Consider the following 17,925-nt stretch of genomic DNA (forward strand, 5'->3'; position numbering starts at 1 on the left):
ACACAAACCGAATAAGAACAAACCAAACATTTATGTCAGCAAAAACACAACATAACAATATTCTTCTTGCCATTCTCGGCTTTACCACAGCGGTAGTTGTGGTAGGTTTGATTGGCTTCTTCACGTTAGGAAAGACCGAAGAAATCATACAGGGCGAAGTGGAAGTTTCCGAGTTCCGCGTCAGTTGCAAACTGCCCGGGCGCGTTGTGGAACTTCGTGTCAAGGAGGGCGACTACGTCCATGTGGGCGACACGCTGGCCATCCTCGACGTGCCGGAGGCCAACGCGCAGCAAAAGGTGATGGAGGCCACCGAGGGCGCCACGCAAGCCTTGAGCAGCCTGACCGATGCCGGAGCGCGCAAGGAGCAGGTGCAGGGCGCCTACCAACTGTTGCAACAAGCCAAGGCGGCTGCGGAAATCACTCACAAAACCTATGTCCGCATGCAAAACCTCTTCAACGAGGGTGTGATCAGCGCACAGAAACGCGACGAGGCGTTTGCCGCCTACAAAGCAACGGAGGCACAGGTGAAGGTGGCACAAAGCCAATACGACATGGCATGCAACGGAGCGCGCACCCAAGAAAAGGAAGCCGCCAAGAAGAACGCGGAAGCGGCCAAGAACGCTGTCGACGTGGTTAAGTCGGTGTTGCGCGAGACCGTACAGGTATCGAACGTTGAAGGTGAGGTCAGCACCATCTATCCCAAGGTGGGAGAACTGGTGGGGATGGGTTCGCCCATCATGAGCATATCTATCATGAGCGATATGTGGGGAACATTCAACGTGCGCGAGGATCTGCTCAACGGCCTGAAGGTGGGCGACACGTTCACCGCTTTCTCTCCCGCCTTCAACAAGGATGTGAAGATGAAGGTATATTCCATCAAGGACGAGGGAGCCTATGCCGTGTGGAAAGCCACCAAGAGCATGGGCCAGTATGACCTGAAGACGTTTGAGGTGAAAGCCCATTTCGCCGACAAATTCGAGGGCTTGCGTCCTGGCATGTCGCTCATCGTGAAGAAAAAGGACTTAAAGTAATAGGGACAGAACATTGGCTGGCAACAAATCATACCACAGACATTCACGCAACGTTTCGATCAAGGAGACGATTGGATGCATCTTGCACATTGCCTATCGAGAGGTGGGCATTATGCGCAAGAATCCCATTTATGCTTTCTGCACCATCTTCTTCCCAATGGTCGTCATCTTGTTCTTCACCTCGCTCATGAACGAAGGACAGCCGGTGGAAATGCCCGTCGGCGTAGTGGATCAGGACAACACCGCCACGTCAAGACAGCTCATCCGTCAGCTCGACGCCTTTCAGACCACGCATGTGGTGGCACATTACCCAAACATGAACGAGGCGCGCGAAGCCATACAACGCAACCAGATCTACGCGTTCCTGCTCATCCCCAAAGGCACCACGACAGGATTGATGTCGGACAAGCAACCTAAAATTTCGTTTTACTACAGCAGCGTGTCGCTGGTGTCAGGTTCCTTGCTCTATCGTGACTTGAAAACAATCTCCACCTTAGGGTCAGCAGGAGTGGGCATGACAAAGCTATCGGCCATCGGAAAGACCGAAAACGAGATACGTACCTTCTTGCAACCCATCGCCGTTGACCTTCACATGATCAACAATCCATGGGTCAACTATAACGTTTACCTCAGCACCACCATGGTTCCAGGTGTGCTGATGATCTTCATTTTCTTGCTGACGCCCTACTCCATCGGCACCGAACTGAAGTTTCGTCGTTCGCGCCAATGGATCAAGATGGCAGGCGGCAACCCCTACATCGCACTCATCGGCAAGCTTCTGCCGCAGACCGTGCTATTCCTAACGATGATGTACGGGTTTGAGTTCTACGTTTACTACCATCTCGGGTTCCCCCATCCGGGCGGCATCGTTCCCATCTTGCTGTTGGGTTTACTCTCGGTGCTGGCATGCCAGGGCTTCGGCGCGTTCGCCTTTGGCCTGATGCCCTCGCTCCGAATGTCGATGTCGACCTGTTCTCTTTGGTCGGTGGTTAGCTTGTCGGTATGCGGCGCCACCTATCCCTTGTTCGCCATGGACTCAGCCATACAGTCGATCGCACAGATGTTCCCCTTGCGCCATTACTACATGATTTACCAAATGAGCATCTTCAACGGGTTCCCACTCGTCGACTCATGGTTCAACATCATGGCCCTCTGCGTCTTTATCATCCTCCCGATATTCACGGTTTGGAACATAAAAAGGGCGATGCTTATTTACACTTACATACCTTAAGGCATGGAAAACAACAGTCTGCTTCATAGGATTAAGGAGGGCATCCTCGACACTTGCTATATCTGCGTGCGTGAGATGCGTGGCACCATCACCGACGAGGGTGTGCTCATCTTCTGCGTGTTGGTACCTTTGCTCTATCCGCTGCTTTATTCATGGATTTACAACAATGAGGTGGTGCGCGAGGTGCCCGTGGCCATTGTGGACCAATCGCACACGAATGCCTCACGCGAATACATAAGAAAGTTTGACGCTTCGCCCGACACGAAAGTGGCTTACTATTGCACCTCACTGGAAGAGGCCAAGGATCTCACCGCGAAGCAACAGGTGCATGGCACGCTTTACTTCCCCGAGGACTTTGAGCGCCGTCTCTATCGCGGGGAGCAAACGAAGGTGGGCGTGTATTGCGACATGAGCCTGATGCTTACCTACAAGGCCATCTACCAAACGGCACAAGTCGTGGCGTCGGACATGAACGCACAAATACAAATTGCACAAAGCACCGATTACACAAAGCGCGATAACGAGATAACAACCAAGCCACTTGATTTCGACGAGGTTCCGATCTTCAACACCACAGGCGGCTACGGCAACGCCATCCTCCCTGGCGTGCTGATGCTTATCCTCCAACAAACCTTGCTGCTCGGCATAGGACTGGCAGCGGGCACCGCTCGCGAGAACAACCGCTTCAAAGACCTGGTGCCTATCTCCAAGCATTACAACGGAATATTCCGCATTGTGCTGGGCAAATCTTTGTGTTACTTCATGATTTACATGGTGATGGGCGCTTACTTGGCACTCGTCATACCCCATCTTTACCATTTCACCTCGTTGGTTTCAGCCCAGGCCATTATCGGCTTGATGGTGCCTTACATCCTTGCCTGCACGTTCTTCGGCATGATGCTCTCGTGCCTGGTGCGCTATCGCGAGAATGTGATGCTATTAGTGGTGTTCTCTTCTGTGCCCTTCCTGTTCATGACCGGACTGAGTTGGCCACAATCGAACATACCTGGCTTCTGGCAAGGCGTGGCAACCATCATCCCCTCCACATTCGGTGTGCGTGGTTTCATGCGCATCTCCTCAATGGGCGCAACCCTTCAAGACATACAGACCGAATACCAAGCCTTATGGATTCAGGTGCTGGTTTACTTCTTTGCGACATGCGTGGTTTACCGATATCAGATCATCTCTACACGCCGTCGCGCCTTTAACCACATGCAGCGACTGAAGGAAATGGCCGAAACAGCGAAGCAACTAAAGGGAGCAGGGAGCGACATCGATACGCAGAAGGACTCATAAACCCCAATCGGTCATTAGACCGGCAATGGGCGGTTGGAATGACAAACGAAACAACGAGCGCCTATAGGCATCAAGAAAGATGCGGTAGGCTATTACAATTTAAGCCTTAGACTATCACCATGGATAGCCTAAGGCTTATTGCTTAATGCCACAGATTAGGCGAATGGCACCCTGAACGTGCAACCTTCCTTCCAGCGGGAGCAACCGTACGCCGTTTTGCCTTTGATGATATGTCCCTGATGGCATTCGGGACACTCAGCACCCTCTTGGGGAACAGCCTGCCGCTGCGCTTCCACTTGTTCCTTCACCGACGCCTTCTTCGCGGTGCTCTTTCGCTTTTTGGGCGAAGCCGATTTCGACTTTTCGCCCGCAGCCGACGAAGGACCCTTGGGTTTCGGTGCGGAAGGAGTGTCTCCACTCTCAATGCTACGCCCCGAATTGTCGTGCAACACATCCGTCACGATTCGTGACACTTGCTCCTTCAACTCATTGATAAACGTTGCAGCATCGTACTTGTGGTGCTCGATGTCGCGCAACTTCTTCTCCCACATTCCCGTCAACTCAACGCTGGTCAACAGCTTTTCGTGTATGGTGTCGATGAGTTGGATGCCTGTTGGCGTCGCCACAAGATTCTTTCGCTCACGACGTATGTAATGGCGCTTAAACAGCGTCTCGATGATACCAGCGCGCGACGATGGCCGCCCGATGCCGTTCTCCTTCATGGCAGCCGACAACTCCTCATCGTCGACCAGTTTGCCTGCTGTTTCCATGGCACGCAAGAGCGACGCCTCGGTGTAATGCTTGGGCGGGATTGTCATCTTTTGGGTGAGCGTAGGCTGGTGCTCACCCGATTCTCCCTTATTGAAAGTGGGCAACGTTTTCTCCTCGGCATCAGCCTTCGGACTCTCATAGACCGTCTGTTCCTCCTTCGAATAAACATCGCGCCAGCCGGGCTGAAGGATCTCCTTGCCCGACGCCTTGAACCCTACGTTATCGACCTCACCATTGACTGTGGTAGTGGAGAACAAGCAATCGGGATAGAACGCGGCCACAAAGCGTCTCGCTATCAGGTCGTAAACTTTCTGCTCCATATCGGTAAGACCCGACGGAACGACACCCGTGGGGATGATGGCGTGGTGATCGGTTACCTTCGAAGTGTCGAACACACGCTTCGACTTGGGCAGTTTTTTACCCATGGCCGCCAGGTTTTGTATGATGGCAAGATACGGTTTCGTTCCCGCCACCATGTACTGGCTCACGCCATTGAGGATGCCCGGACACTTGGGATAGATGTCGTCGGACAAATATTGCGTGTCGACACGGGGATAGGTGGTGAGTTTCTTTTCGTAAAGACCTTGTATCAGGTTGAGCGACAACTGTGAGGAGAAACCATATTTCCTATTGAGGTCGACCTGCAACGAAGTGAGGTCGTACAACTGCTTGGGGGGCTCCTTGCCCTGTTTCTTCTTCACGTCGGTAATGACAAAGGGCTTGCCCTCGATGAGCGAGAAGGCGTTCTTACCCTCTTCCTCAGACAGGAACTTGCCCGACATGGCGGTAAAAAGCGTGTCGCGATAAATGGTGGACAACACCCAGTAGGGCTCGGGCTTGAAATGGTCGATCTCCTTCTGACGCTGCACGATGAGCGCCAACGTAGGCGTCTGCACCCTGCCAATAGACAACACCTGTCCGCGCTGTTGCCGATACATCAACGTGTAAAGCCGAGTGCAGTTCATGCCCAACAACCAGTCGCCCACAGCGCGGCTCAATCCTGCCAGATAGAGACTCTCATATTGTGCTTGGTCCTTGAGATTGGCAAATCCTTCCTTGATGGCCTCGTCGGTCATGGAGGAAATCCAAAGGCGTTTCACGGGACATTTCACCTTGGCCAGTTGCATCACCCATCGCTGTATCAGCTCTCCCTCCTGGCCAGCATCACCACAGTTGATGATCTCATCGGCCTCGGCATAGAGCTTGGCAATGGTTTCAAACTGCTTTTCTATGCCCCTGTCGGGGATGAGCTTGATGCCAAAGCGTTGCGGAATCATTGGCAAGGCAGCCAACGTCCAGAAGCGCCAGTTGACCAAATAGTCGTTGGGCTCCTTCAACTCACACAGGTGACCAAACGTCCAGGTCACCTGATAGCCGTTGCCTTCCATATATCCATCGCGCTGAGCGGTGGCTCCAAGTATGCGCGCAATGTCACGAGCGACGCTCGGTTTCTCTGCGATACAAACGATCATCTGTTCTTATTTCTTTGTTTTATCATCCAGCCTCATGGCCTCTGCAACAACAAGCATGAAGTTCTGCGGCGGATAGTTATACTCGCAACGCTTACAAAATGCGGTTAAGCGTCGACCAAGCCTTCGTCATACCGTCGTTTCGGGCACAAAGGCGTTGACACAATTCACCACATATTCCACCTCCTCATCGGTCATGGATTGGTTGCATGGCAAGCTTAACTCCTGCTGATGGATTTCCTCCGTGAGGGACAACGAGCGTTCGTTCCATTCGGCGTAACACTGTTGCTGATGCGGGGGAATGGGGTAATGGATCATCGTTCCCACCCCATTGCTCTTGAGATATTGCTGGAGCGCATCGCGATGGGGCGACAACACGGGGAAGATATGGAACACATTGGCCCACCGAACCTCCTCATGGGAGGTACCACTAAGCCACGTTTCCCTTCCTGGAAGTATGACATGGGGATTGTCGATATGTCTGTAATAAACATCGGCTATCGCCCTACGACGCTCGTTCTCTTGGTCGAGATACTTCAACTTGACCCGGAGCGCTGCGGCCTGCAATTCATCCATGCGCGAATTGCGTCCCTTGTAGGGGAACACATACTTACGCGACGACCCATAGTTGCCCAAGGCCCGAACCAGTTCGGCCAACGCATCATCGTCGGTAGTAACGGCGCCCGCATCGCCCAAGGCACCCAGGTTCTTGCCCGGATAGAAGCTGTGGGCGGCAGCATGGCCCAAGGATCCTGTGTGACGAGCCGGTCCGTCTTCCTCATAACGGCATCCATGGGCTTGCGCATTGTCCTCAACCAACTTCAAATGATGCTTCTCACACAACCGCTCAATCGTCGAGCTGTAAGCGCATCGGCCGTACAAGTGGACCAAGAGGATGGCTCGTGTACGCGGCGTAATGGCCTGCTCTATGAGTGTGTCGTCGATTTGCAACGTATCCATTCTTGGTTCCACCAACACGGGCGTCAGTTGATTCTCGGTGATCGAAAGGATGGATGCGATATACGTATTGGCCGGAACAATCACCTCATCGCCCTCTTTCATCGCTCCCATTTCCTTGTAGGCACGGAAGATGAGGGTCAGGGCATCAAGCCCATTGCCACAAGCCACGCAATGGCGCGTGCCAATATACTGGGCGTAGTCGGTCTCAAACAGGCGCGTAGCCTCACCTTTGAGAAACCAGCCACTCGCCATGACATCCGCCACCGCACGCTCCATCTCCTCGAGATGCGGCCGGTTGACTTGTTGAAGGGAAAGATAGGGTATGTTCACAGCTTTCTGTGTTATGATTGATAATTACTTATTAAAGGATTCCGCCAATGCCCGTACTATATTCCACTGGCATTCGGCAAGGCGCAGGTCAGAGCAGATAGCTATACCAGTCGTAACACACGCCACGACCACCGAAACCTTCCTTCTGGAAGATAAGCGCCTCATTGAGATCGTGCCCGTCACCATTGCTCGACTTGCCAAAGTCGAAAAACGGCGTTTGAAGATACACCTTATTCAGCAGTTCGTCGAAAAGCAGATCGAGCGCACCACATGCCTTGCCCTCGGGTGAGGCCGAAATATACTGCGTATGCACAACCTGGGGTGTTTCATAGATGAGTGTTCCGCCCAAGGCTTCACTCCCACGGTAGGCCATGAAGAGCCGGATCTGCGCGGGGAAACGCTTCTTCAACAGTTGCAATTCAGCCAACGAGTGAACAGGGCGTGCCCCATATTTATGCTCGAGATTGTTGTCGAGAATATTCCAAAAGGCCTCCAAATCATCGCTCTCGCGCACCAACACGCCCTGTCTGAGAGCTTTGCGTATGCCGCCGCGACGCGACTCGATGAACCGCAACCTATGGTTGGCGATGAGGGTCGACGAGATATGGCGCGCCATGAGTTGCGCGCCACAAACATTGGTCAGCGCATATAGGTCCTCCTCGGCAGGCAAACGATGGTAAATCCACGGCATGGCCTTGTAAACCACACGCGTTATTCCCACTTGCCGGAGGTAAGCGTTGATGGATCGAAAGGCGTCACACACATCCTCCACCGTGGCTTCTGGTCCTGTGAGCAATCCACCATAGGTCAACCCCTGATGGCTCCACAACACACCATCGGTTGCGTTTGCGGGCAACAAAGCAAACAGACGGGCCTTGCGATAAACCATCAACGAGTGGTCGGCAAAGCGGTCCTGGTGATAGTCCATGTAAGCTCGCTCAAAGAGGAATGTGCCTTGTCGGCTGCGGCCAACAAACTCATCCCACAATGCAGCCTTATCGGGCGTATACTTGCAGATAGTCATCATAGTCACGAATATAGTCGGCTTCCTCAAAGAGGTCCTCAGCCAGCACGAGGCATACAGCACCCGAGGAGAAATCTTCGAGCGTGCGCCAGACACCCGTTTCCACCAAAAGGCCCTGATAGGGATGGTTCAAGAGAAACGAGTGCCTGTCGTGCCCGTTGTCGAGCGTTACGGTGAACGATCCGCTCACGGCAACAATGAACTCACGACAATGGCGATGGGCGTGACCACCACGATGCTCTCCCGACGGCACATCATACGTCCAATAAACCCTTCTGATCTCGAAGGGAACCGACTTCATCTGCTCTGCCACGGTAAGATTGCCCCGTGGATCCACGATTTTGGGCAGGTCGATAACACGCCCCATTGTCTTTTCCATGTGAATGATTATTTTTTCATGTAAGGATCGGTGCCCAACACCGTCTTGGCCAAACGCTTGGCCTTATCGCGCAGGGCATTGATATCGCAACCCACCTCATCGTAGCAGATCACCACACCCATGCGGCGACCCACGTGGGCATCCTTCTTGCCAAAGATGCGAACGCGTGAACGGTCCTCGGAACACACGTCGAGCAGGTTGTAGTCCAATGGCTCGTGACTCTCAACAGGCGAGAGGATAACGGCCGACGCGCCACTGTGCTCCAAATGGATGGCGGGGATGGGCAAACCCATGACAGCGCGGAAATGAAGTTCAAACTCGCTGAGGTTGGTGCAGTGGCTCAAGGTCACCATACCGGTATCGTGGGGACGCGGACTCAACTCAGAGAAGATTACCTCGCCCTGCTTGGTGAGGAAGAACTCCACACCCCACAGGCCATAACCGGTCAGGGCGGCAGTTACCTCGGCTGCGATATGCTCGGCCTGGCGCAACGACTCCTCAGGAATGGCGTAAGGCATCCAACTCTCGCGGTAGTCGCCACCCTTCTGCACATGACCAATGGGCGGGCAGAAGAGCGTGGGACCGTTTTTCTGGGTTACGGTGAGCAGGGTGAACTCCGAATCGAAGTCGATAAATTCCTCGATGATAACTTCCTTCACATCGCCACGGCCATCTTCCATGGCCTCGCGGAAGGCTTCGCGCAACTCGTCGTCGTTATGGACATAGCTTTGTCCGTGACCCGACGACGACATCAGGGGCTTCACCACACAGGGGAATCCGATCTCGTCGGCAGCACGCTTAAACTCATCAAACGTCTTGGCATAGAAATACTTAGCCGTGCGCAGTCCCAACTGCTGGGCGGCAAGGTCGCGAATGGCGCGGCGGTTCATGGTGTAGTTCACGGCGCGGGCCGACGGAACCACTTGAATGCCTTCGCGCTCAAAGTCGAAGAGACGTTCGGTACGGATGGCCTCAATCTCCGGCACAATGATGTCGGGATGGTGCTTCTCCACAACGGCAGTCAACGCATCACCGTCGAGCATGGAGAAAATCTCGCGCTCGTCGGCAACCTGCATGGCTGGCGCCTCATCGTAACGGTCGCAAGCAATGACATACTGGCCAGCCCGTTTGGCGGCAATCGTAAACTCCTTGCCCAGTTCGCCTGAGCCAAGCAACAATATCTTTTTCATCGATCCCTATATTTAGTTGTTTCAAACTCTTGTTAACCGTTGTCAGTAATGTCAGGGCTCCAGTCCCAACCGGCTCCTGACCAACGGACTGAAACGCCTGAGCAACATCTGCCACTCGGGCGTGATGGCCAACCGCCGCAAGTCTTTCTCTATGATATCAACGAGGTTCTCTGCGGCAAGTCGGTAACGGCGAGCAATGTCGTCGATAGGCATGCGCTCTTGGCCAAACAGACCATAACGCGCCTCGATGATCTGCTCATCGATAGGTCCGAGCATGGTGAGCAGCACCTTCATGTTGCGGCGGTCGCCATCATCTACGAGAAGCGTCGACCGACTCATCAGCTCGAGGTAATCGTTCAGCTGTTTTGCGTATTTGTCCATTTATCTTACTCCCAAGGTTATCACTTCACAATCGGTAAAGGTAGCATGCTCTATGGTCAGCCTCACCAACGTTCGTTCTTTTTGCCAGCCCGCATGCCCAGCGGCTCCAGGGTTGACATGAAGCAGGCCCAACTGCTTGTCGGGCATGATCTTGAGGATGTGCGAGTGTCCGGAGACAAACAACCGAGGCGGCCTTGTGCGCATGATGCGCTCCACCGAGCGGTCGTAATGGCCGGGGTAACCGCCAATATGCTTCATCAGCACATCGACACCGCCTGCCTCAAAACGCAACAGCTCACAATAGCGCGACCGCATGTCGTAATCGTCGATGTTGCCATAAACAGCGCGGAAGCGAGGTCCCAAGGCCTCAAACCTATCGGCCACCTCCATACTGCCAATGTCGCCAGCATGCCACACCTCATCGCACTCGCCGAGGTAGGTGGCGTATTTGTCGTCCCAAAAGCCGTGGGTGTCCGATATGATGCCAATCTTCATGATTTTTTCCTCCTTTGTCCTCTTACAATCCGAAGCGCTTGCGGATAAACTCAGCTATAAACTGTTCCGTCTCCTCAATGCCAAGAAGCGATGAGTTGATGCAGAGATCGTAGCTCTCACTGTGGCCCCACTGCTTACCGGTGTAATAATTGTAATACGAGGCGCGCTCTTCCTCATGGTTGCGGATATACTTGCGGGCCGTGGCTCGGTCAAAACCGTGGCGCTTACACACACGCTGAATGCGCTGGTCGATATTGGCCGTGATGAACACCGACACCATATTGGGCTCATCTCGCAGCACATAGTCGGCAGTGCGACCCACAAACACACAACTGCCCTCACTGGCAGCCTTACGGATAGCGTCGCTCTGGAACTGGTAAAGGCTCTCTTGTGAGAAGTCGTTCTTATAGAAATCGCTGGTTCCCAAGAGAGGGACGTGCACATGGAAGAGGTTCTTGAGGAAGCCCTTCTGCTCGTCGTTCTGCTCAAAGAACTTCTCGCTAAAGCCACTCTCCTTGGCGGCAAGGTTGAGGAGCTCCTTGTCGTAGAACTTGCAGCCGAAGTCTTTGGCCAACTGCTGTGCCACGATGCGGCCTCCCGAGCCTATCTGGCGGCCAACGTTGATGATGATTTTCTTATCGTTCATATCACGAAATGTTTTCAATGGGTAAGTGTTGTTTGACGCTCCTTCACCTGGGCCTTGAGTTTTCCAATGTAATTGGCCATGACGAAAAAGGCTATGACCGAGGCCGCCGCATCGGAGGCGGGCATGGCATACCACACGCCATTGAGCTGGAAGAACAGGGGCAACAAGCCCAACAGGGGCACAAGGATGAGCAATTGCCGCGATAGACTGAGGAAGATGCTGATGCGAACCTTGCCTATGCACTGGAAGAAATTGGTTACCACCATTTGGAACCCAATGACGGGGAACACCAAAAGGACAAACCGAATGGCAGTGACGGCCATATCAATCAGTCGGCTATCAGTGGTGAACAGGCGCGCTATGGTGTGAGGCAGGAACATGGCCACCGCCCAGCCCACCACCATGATGCAGGTGGCGCAGACAATGGCCAGATTGAGCACTCGCAGCACGCGGTGCATATTTTGCGCTCCGTAGTTATAACCGGCAATGGGCTGCATGCCTTGGTTCAAGCCCAAAACGAACATGACGAACACCGTGGCCACTGCGTTGGCGATGCCATAGCCGCCCACAGCCATGTCGCCACCCAAGCGCACCAACTGGTTGTTGACGAAGATAACCACCACGCAGGCACACACATTCATCAGGAAGGGCGACACGCCAATGGCTATAATGTTTTTCACCAAGGCGCTCTTCAGGCGATAGATACCAGGCTTAAGATGGAGCAACTCACGCTTGTTGGTAAACAAATGCATCTGGTAGCACAAAGCCATCGACTGACTAAGCACTGTGGCCAAGGCAGCTCCGCGAATGCCCCAGTGCCACCAAAGGATGAACACCACGTCGAGCAAGATGTTCATCACCACGGTAAAGATAGTGGCCATCATAGCCTGACGAGGCTTGCTGGCCGCACGAAGCACGGCGTTCATGCCGAAATACATGTGCGACACCACGTTGCCCGCAAGAATAATCTCCATGAAATCGCGTGCGTAAGGCAAAGTGGCATCACTGGCTCCAAAGAAACGCAAGATGGGATTGAGGAACAACAGGCAAACCAAACTGAACGCAATACCAATGATGAGGTTGAGCGTAACGGTGTTGCCAAGCAAATTCTCTGCCGTCAGATAGTCGCGTTGTCCCAACTTCACCGAAATGGAAGTAGACGCTCCAACACCCACGGCGGCACCAAACGCGGCGCCCAGATTCATGAACGGGAAAGTAATGGCGAGGCCGGAAATGGCCTCGGCGCCCACCACCTGACCAATGAATACGCGGTCGATGATGTTATAAAGTGACGAGGCGGTCATCGCAATGATGGCCGGCAGCGCATATTGCAGCAGAAGGGAGCCTACGGGCTTGGTGCCCAGCTCCAATGTAGCTTTCTTGTTATCGTTGTTCATTGTTACCGCAAAGTTACAAAAATATCCGAATAGATGTGCACTTTTGCAACAGATAGTGACGACAAATATGCCATAAAAATCAAAATAAAGCCACTTGGCGTACCTATTTATAAGGTAGCGGGTGACGCGTAGGCTATGAAAAAAGGTGCTGGGCAAATAACATAGGACGCAAATCCTGTTATTTACCCGGCACCCATAATGCTTTTGATCCTACGCACTTGGGACCAATTGGCCATGCGTAGGTATCGGCTATGCCACCCTGCGATGATTAGCCTTCGTTCTTAATCTGCACGATATGAGTCTTAGGCAGATTCTTGTTTCGCACATTGACAGTTGTCACCACGGCTTGGGCGAGATTGATAAACGCCAAACCAGTGGCAGTGTCGGTCTTCGTTGCAGCTGGCTGACCGTCGTCGCCGTCCTCACAAATGCTCTGAACGATAGGAATCTGGGCCAGCAACGGACAACCCATTTCCTTGGCCAGGTTCTTACATCCCTCCTTGCCGAAGATGTAATACTTGTTATTGGGCAGTTCGGCGGGCGTAAACCATGCCATGTTCTCAACCAAACCAAGGATGGGAACGTTCACCTTGTCGTTCTTATACATGTCAATTCCCTTGCGCGCATCGGCCAACGCCACCTTCTGCGGGGTCGACACGATAACAGCGCCCGTGATGGCCAATGTCTGCAACAGGGTCAGATGGATATCGGATGTGCCAGGAGGGGTGTCGAGGATAAAATAGTCGAGATCGCCCCAATCGGCGTCGGCGATAAGTTGTTTCAGCGCCGACGTAGCCATTCCGCCACGCCAAAGGGTTGCCGTTTCGGGGTTTACGAAGAAACCGATCGACAGCAGTTTGATGCCGTATTTCTCAACGGGGACAATGAGTTGGCGGCCTTCTTTCTCCACAGCGTATGGACGCTCGCCCTCGACGCCTAACATCTTGGGTATCGACGGACCGAAGATGTCGGTGTCAAGCAATCCCACCTTGTAGCCCAACTTGGCCAAAGCGATGGCGAGATTCACTGACACGGTCGACTTACCTACGCCTCCCTTACCTGAACTTACGGCAATGATATTCTTCACCTGAGGCAGCAACTTATCGGGCTCAGGACGCTTAGCGCTGGTAAATTCGGTAGAGATGGTGACCTCAACGTCCTCGCCCAACTTGTACTTCAAGGTTGCTTCGGCAGCCTTGATGGTCGACTTGATGAATGGGTCGGTGTCGCGAGGGAATATGAGCGTAAAGCTCACCTTGTTGCCATTGATGCGGATGTCGTCCGCCACCATCTCGCTTTCCACCAGGTTCTTCTTGGTTCCTGGGTAGGTCACGGTGGCCAATGCATCTGTAATCAGCTTGGGATAAATCGTCATTTGGGTCATATTATGTTTTTGTATTTCATCGGAGAAACGCCATTTGCAGCCCATCGGTGGGTTGGGCCAAACCGTTTCTCGGTTCTATTTCTACGCAAAATTACTACTTTTTTTATTGAGAATGATGGTTTTAAGGAAGAATCTTCCTCTGTTCTACCATTTTTCAGTAACTTTGCTACTGATCTTTCACCTTCGCGGTCAACCGGAACGCATTGCCTGTTGAGGGCGAGGATGACAAAAGGTTCTGCTGAACCCCATCATAACATATTCGTATTCATGAAAATCAGATACCTCCTTCTTCATGCCATCCTTGGTTTGTCGACCACCGTGTCGGCCAAGGATGTGGTGTGGTACGCGGGTGGCCATGTCACCTACTCTACTCAAAAAAACTATGGAACCGTTGTCGCCAAGGCCTTGGACATGTTTTCCGCCGACATGAAAGCCGTCACTGGCAAATCGGCTCGCAAGGGTGAGGGCAAGATAGAAATATACCAGCTCGACATGCTGAACAACAAGGAGTTCAAGCGTCTGTCTGGTTATAAGATTCCCCTTGAGAAATTCATTGCCAAGCCCGATGCCTTCTGGATGGGCATCCGCAATGGCAAGGTCGTGATTGTAGGCAGCAATGGTCGCGGCACGGCATACGGCATTTTGGAGCTTTCGCGCAAGGCGGGTGTTTCGCCCTGGATAGATTGGGGTGACGTGACACCACAGCGCAAACATTACCTGGTGCTCAATGAGCAATTTGAGACCCTACAACATCCATCGGTGGAGTACCGAGGCGTGTTTATCAACGACGAAGACTGGTCCACACGCGTGTGGGACAAACAATTGGTCGACGCCCATTCAAAATCAGGCATCATAGGCCCTCGCTACTATCACCGTCTCTTCGAACTGTTGCTTCGTCTGCGCGCCAACACACTGTGGCCTGCCATGCACGAGGGGACCGATGGATTCTTCCAGGTAAAAGGCAACAAGGAGGTGGCCGATTCGTTCGACATCGTGTTGGGATCATCGCATTGCGAGCCCATTCTAAGGAACAATGTGGCCGAGTGGAACAGTAAGCAGCGGGGACCGTACAACTGGATAACCAACCGCAAGCAGGTAGAAAACTATTGGCGTGAGCGCGCTCAGGAGACGGCCCACATGGACGGGCTCTACACGTTGGGCATGCGTGGCATTCACGATGGCTCGATGGAAGGCGTGGGCGGGAATGTCGATCGGGTAAAGGCCTTGCAGAGCGTCATCGACGAGCAACGCAACATTCTTCATCAAACCGTTAACCGCGACCTAAAGAAAGTGCCGCAGGTGTTCATTCCTTACAAGGAGGTGCTACAGATATACGAATCCGGCCTGAAGGTGCCCGATGACGTGATGCTCATGTGGTGTGATGACAACTATGGTTACCTGACCCGCCTACCCGATGCCGCTGAACAAAAACGCGCAGGTGGCAGCGGTGTGTATTACCACCTTTCTTATTGGGGTCGCCCCCACGATTACCTGTGGCTGACCACCACGCAACCCGGTTTGGTTTATTCGGAGATGCGTGAGGCGTGGGACCATAACGCCCAACGCCTTTGGATTGCCAATGTGCACGATCCCAAGGTGGCAGCCTACGACCTGTCGCTGTTTATGGACATGGCGTGGAATATCAATTCGGTTACAGCCTCATCACTACAGCAACATCTACGCGACTGGCTCACGCAGCAGTTTGGCGAGGAAGCCGCCGCACCGCTTACTGAAGCCATGACAGAGTTCTATCATCTCTGCGGCATACGCCGTCCGGAGTTTATGGGATGGAACCAGGTGGAGCTTGATCGGAACCGCTATAAGAACGGATGGTCACCCGTGCAAGACACAGAGTTCTCTGCCGACGAGTTTGGCAATGAGTTGGAACGTTACCTGAACGATTATGAGGCCGTGAAGCACAAGATCGCCGCAGCCGAACAAATGATTCGTCCGGAGCTCAAAGATGCCTTCTTCGCAGCCATCAAGTATCCTGTTTATTGCGCGGCCGCTATGGCCACGAAGCAGTTGCAAGCCCAAGAGGCACGCCATATCGCTCGAAAGGAGAACTTCCATAGGGACGAAGAAGCCTTGGAGGCTGCCGTGAGAAGCGTAAAGGCCTATCAAGAGATACAGACTCTCACCGAATATTATAACAAGCAAATGGCCCACGGCAAATGGAACGGGCTGATGGACATGGCTCCCCGCAGTCTGTTAGTATTCCAAGCGCCCTCGCTTCCTGGCGAGGTGACCGCCGAAGAGATGCGCAAGTATGTGCAGGAACCGCTCGAAGCGAAGATGGAACAGGATGGTTGCGTGGTGCGAAACGCCTGCGATTACCAATCGGCAACCGACGGGGCACAACCCATAGAGATGCTGGGCCACTCCATGAAAGCTGTCAAACTGCCCAAGGGCGAATCGTTGACCTATCGTTTTTACGCCAAGGATGGCAACGCTGTACTTTACACCGCGCTGATTCCCACGCAGTCGAACGACAATGGCGACATACGTTATTCCATCAGCATAGACGATGGCGACCCCGTGATTTATTCACTCAAGGAGCCTTATCGCTCAGAGCGTTGGAAAGTGAATGTGCTACGCGGACAGGCTTTGCGAACCACAGACATCAAACTGAAAGGTGGCTATCACACATTGGTTATCAAAGCCCTCGACAACCACATCGTCGTCGACCAATGGATGATCGATTACCATCCCGACCGCCATTTCTACGTATTCCCCACCCAACCGGCCTTATAACACACCGGCCTTTACACTACAGGCTGAGGGTTGCAACGCTTTCTTCAATAGCGTTTTACAATGCAACTCTCAGCCTGTATTTGTTTCCGTATTGTTGTTTCGTCTTGAAGCCTTCCGTACGCAAGGCATATTTCGCAGTCGACTTATCCCAAACCTGTCATTAGATTTCCATTCTTGTCAGTGCTTTTTTCAAGCAGGCTGCCATAGGCGCGGTGAAGCCATAACAGGCGATGACGAGACGAGAATGGAAGCAAGATGCCGGAAAAACGCTAACCAGAATTGAGGAAAGTTATAACAGCCTAACAATCTTCCCGTTTCGGTCTAATAACCAGATTGGAGTTTATTTGGCAGTCTTCAAACTACTGCGCTTTGTGCGGTGGTAACTACGATAGTCGTCGAGTTCAATTTCCTCTTCGGGTTCCTGCAGTTGTCCCTCATGTGGCAAATGGAAACGCATGTATCGGATGTTGAGCCCACGCGCCATCCACATCGACTCGTAATAGGTCTGGATGGAAAGAATGGGCGAATCGACGATGGCGGCAGGCGTATCGTGATACAAATCCTCCGTGCACACCTCGACAGGCAACTGGTTCTTTTCCACCATCAGACGGGTGTAGGTGAACAAGAAGTTAGAGTCGGTCTTCAGATGCATAATTCCCCCGTCGACCAAGAAGTGGCGATAACGCTCCAGGAAATAGGTCGACGACAGGCGTTTGCGCGGGTTCTTCATCTGCGGATCGGAGAAAGTAAGCCATATCTCCTGCACTTCGTCCGGATCAAAGAAACGGTCGATAATCTCGATATTAGTGCGCAGGAACGCCACATTGTCCAACCCCTCCTCAAGCGCTTGCTTGGCTCCGGTCCACATACGCGCTCCCTTTATGTCAACGCCGATAAAGTTGACATTGGGAAACAGGCGCCCCAAGCCCACAGTGTATTCGCCCTTGCCGCATCCCAACTCCAAAACGATGGGATTATCGTTATTGAAATATTGCTCACGCCAATGTCCCTTCATGGTAAAGGGCACGTTGTCGACAACGGAGAATGGATACTCGAAGACGTTCTTCATGGTCTTCATCTCTGCAAATTTGGCTAATTTACCTTTTCCCATATTGATGTTTTTTGGCTGCAAAGTTACAAAAATATGCGGCAAAAGCGATTGTCTTGTGCCTCAAAAACGCCAAGAG

At 52.9% G+C, this 17,925-nt stretch carries 15 protein-coding genes; 4 read left to right on the top strand and 11 right to left on the bottom strand.

Going from position 1 to position 17,925, the window contains the following annotated elements; translation table 11 throughout:
* Positions 1-32: 32 nt before the first annotated feature.
* The 3 genes from KM934_RS05760 to KM934_RS05770 all read left to right on the top strand — a co-directional run bounded on the left by KM934_RS05760 (position 33) and on the right by KM934_RS05770 (position 3,558).
* Positions 33-1,031 (top strand): HlyD family secretion protein, encoded by a 999-nt coding sequence (locus tag KM934_RS05760; RefSeq protein ID WP_215759670.1) that lies wholly within the window; start codon positions 33-35, stop codon positions 1,029-1,031.
* A 112-nt stretch (positions 1,032-1,143) separates the two neighbouring features.
* Complete coding sequence (locus KM934_RS05765; protein WP_215759671.1) at positions 1,144-2,262, top strand: ABC transporter permease; 1,119 nt, start codon at positions 1,144-1,146, stop codon at positions 2,260-2,262.
* 3 nt (positions 2,263-2,265) lie between these two features.
* Complete coding sequence (locus KM934_RS05770; RefSeq protein ID WP_215759672.1) at positions 2,266-3,558, top strand: ABC transporter permease; 1,293 nt, start codon at positions 2,266-2,268, stop codon at positions 3,556-3,558.
* Positions 3,559-3,713: 155 nt separating this feature from the next.
* Here the strand turns inward: KM934_RS05770 and KM934_RS05775 are convergent, their stop codons facing one another.
* The 10 genes from KM934_RS05775 to KM934_RS05820 all read right to left on the bottom strand — a co-directional run bounded on the left by KM934_RS05775 (position 3,714) and on the right by KM934_RS05820 (position 13,975).
* Complete coding sequence (locus tag KM934_RS05775) at positions 3,714-5,801, bottom strand: DNA topoisomerase 3 (RefSeq protein ID WP_215759673.1); 2,088 nt, start codon at positions 5,799-5,801, stop codon at positions 3,714-3,716.
* Between the two features lie 126 nt (positions 5,802-5,927).
* Positions 5,928-7,034 carry a DegT/DnrJ/EryC1/StrS family aminotransferase gene (locus tag KM934_RS05780; protein ID WP_215759700.1) on the bottom strand — a complete coding sequence of 369 codons (1,107 nt, stop codon included), beginning with the start codon at positions 7,032-7,034 and terminating at the stop codon, positions 5,928-5,930.
* A 142-nt stretch (positions 7,035-7,176) separates the two neighbouring features.
* Positions 7,177-8,115, bottom strand: a complete 939-nt coding sequence (locus tag KM934_RS05785; protein WP_215759674.1) for a GNAT family N-acetyltransferase — start codon at positions 8,113-8,115, stop codon at positions 7,177-7,179.
* On the bottom strand, positions 8,084-8,491 hold the full coding sequence (locus KM934_RS05790; protein WP_215759675.1) for a sugar 3,4-ketoisomerase: 408 nt from the start codon (positions 8,489-8,491) through the stop codon (positions 8,084-8,086). Before KM934_RS05790 ends, KM934_RS05785 begins: the two co-directional genes overlap by 32 nt.
* A gap of 8 nt (positions 8,492-8,499) precedes the next feature.
* Positions 8,500-9,681 (bottom strand): formate-dependent phosphoribosylglycinamide formyltransferase, encoded by a 1,182-nt coding sequence (gene purT / locus KM934_RS05795; RefSeq protein WP_215759676.1) that lies wholly within the window; start codon positions 9,679-9,681, stop codon positions 8,500-8,502.
* 51 nt (positions 9,682-9,732) lie between these two features.
* Positions 9,733-10,062, bottom strand: coding sequence for an RNA polymerase subunit sigma (locus KM934_RS05800; protein ID WP_215759677.1), 330 nt, complete (start codon positions 10,060-10,062; stop codon positions 9,733-9,735).
* A complete protein-coding gene (locus KM934_RS05805) occupies positions 10,063-10,560 on the bottom strand; it encodes a metallophosphoesterase family protein (RefSeq protein ID WP_215759701.1) in 498 nt (165 codons plus the stop codon).
* 19 nt (positions 10,561-10,579) lie between these two features.
* Positions 10,580-11,203: a cytidylate kinase-like family protein gene (locus KM934_RS05810; RefSeq protein ID WP_215759678.1), complete on the bottom strand. Its 624-nt coding sequence runs from the start codon at positions 11,201-11,203 to the stop codon at positions 10,580-10,582.
* A gap of 14 nt (positions 11,204-11,217) precedes the next feature.
* Positions 11,218-12,600 carry an MATE family efflux transporter gene (locus KM934_RS05815; protein WP_215759679.1) on the bottom strand — a complete coding sequence of 461 codons (1,383 nt, stop codon included), beginning with the start codon at positions 12,598-12,600 and terminating at the stop codon, positions 11,218-11,220.
* Positions 12,601-12,868: 268 nt separating this feature from the next.
* Entirely contained in the window at positions 12,869-13,975 is a 1,107-nt protein-coding gene (locus KM934_RS05820) for an Mrp/NBP35 family ATP-binding protein (RefSeq protein ID WP_215759702.1), read from the bottom strand.
* Between the two features lie 276 nt (positions 13,976-14,251).
* On the opposite strand from KM934_RS05820, the gene KM934_RS05825 reads away from it, so the two are divergent.
* A complete protein-coding gene (locus KM934_RS05825) occupies positions 14,252-16,738 on the top strand; it encodes a glycosyl hydrolase 115 family protein (RefSeq protein ID WP_215759680.1) in 2,487 nt (828 codons plus the stop codon).
* 340 nt (positions 16,739-17,078) lie between these two features.
* On the opposite strand, the gene trmB is transcribed toward KM934_RS05825, so the two are convergent.
* Complete coding sequence (gene trmB, locus KM934_RS05830; RefSeq protein ID WP_215759681.1) at positions 17,079-17,849, bottom strand: tRNA (guanosine(46)-N7)-methyltransferase TrmB; 771 nt, start codon at positions 17,847-17,849, stop codon at positions 17,079-17,081.
* Between the last annotated feature and the right edge of the window lie 76 nt (positions 17,850-17,925).

Source organism: Hallella faecis (assembly GCF_018789675.1).
GTDB lineage: Bacteria > Bacteroidota > Bacteroidia > Bacteroidales > Bacteroidaceae > Prevotella > Prevotella faecis.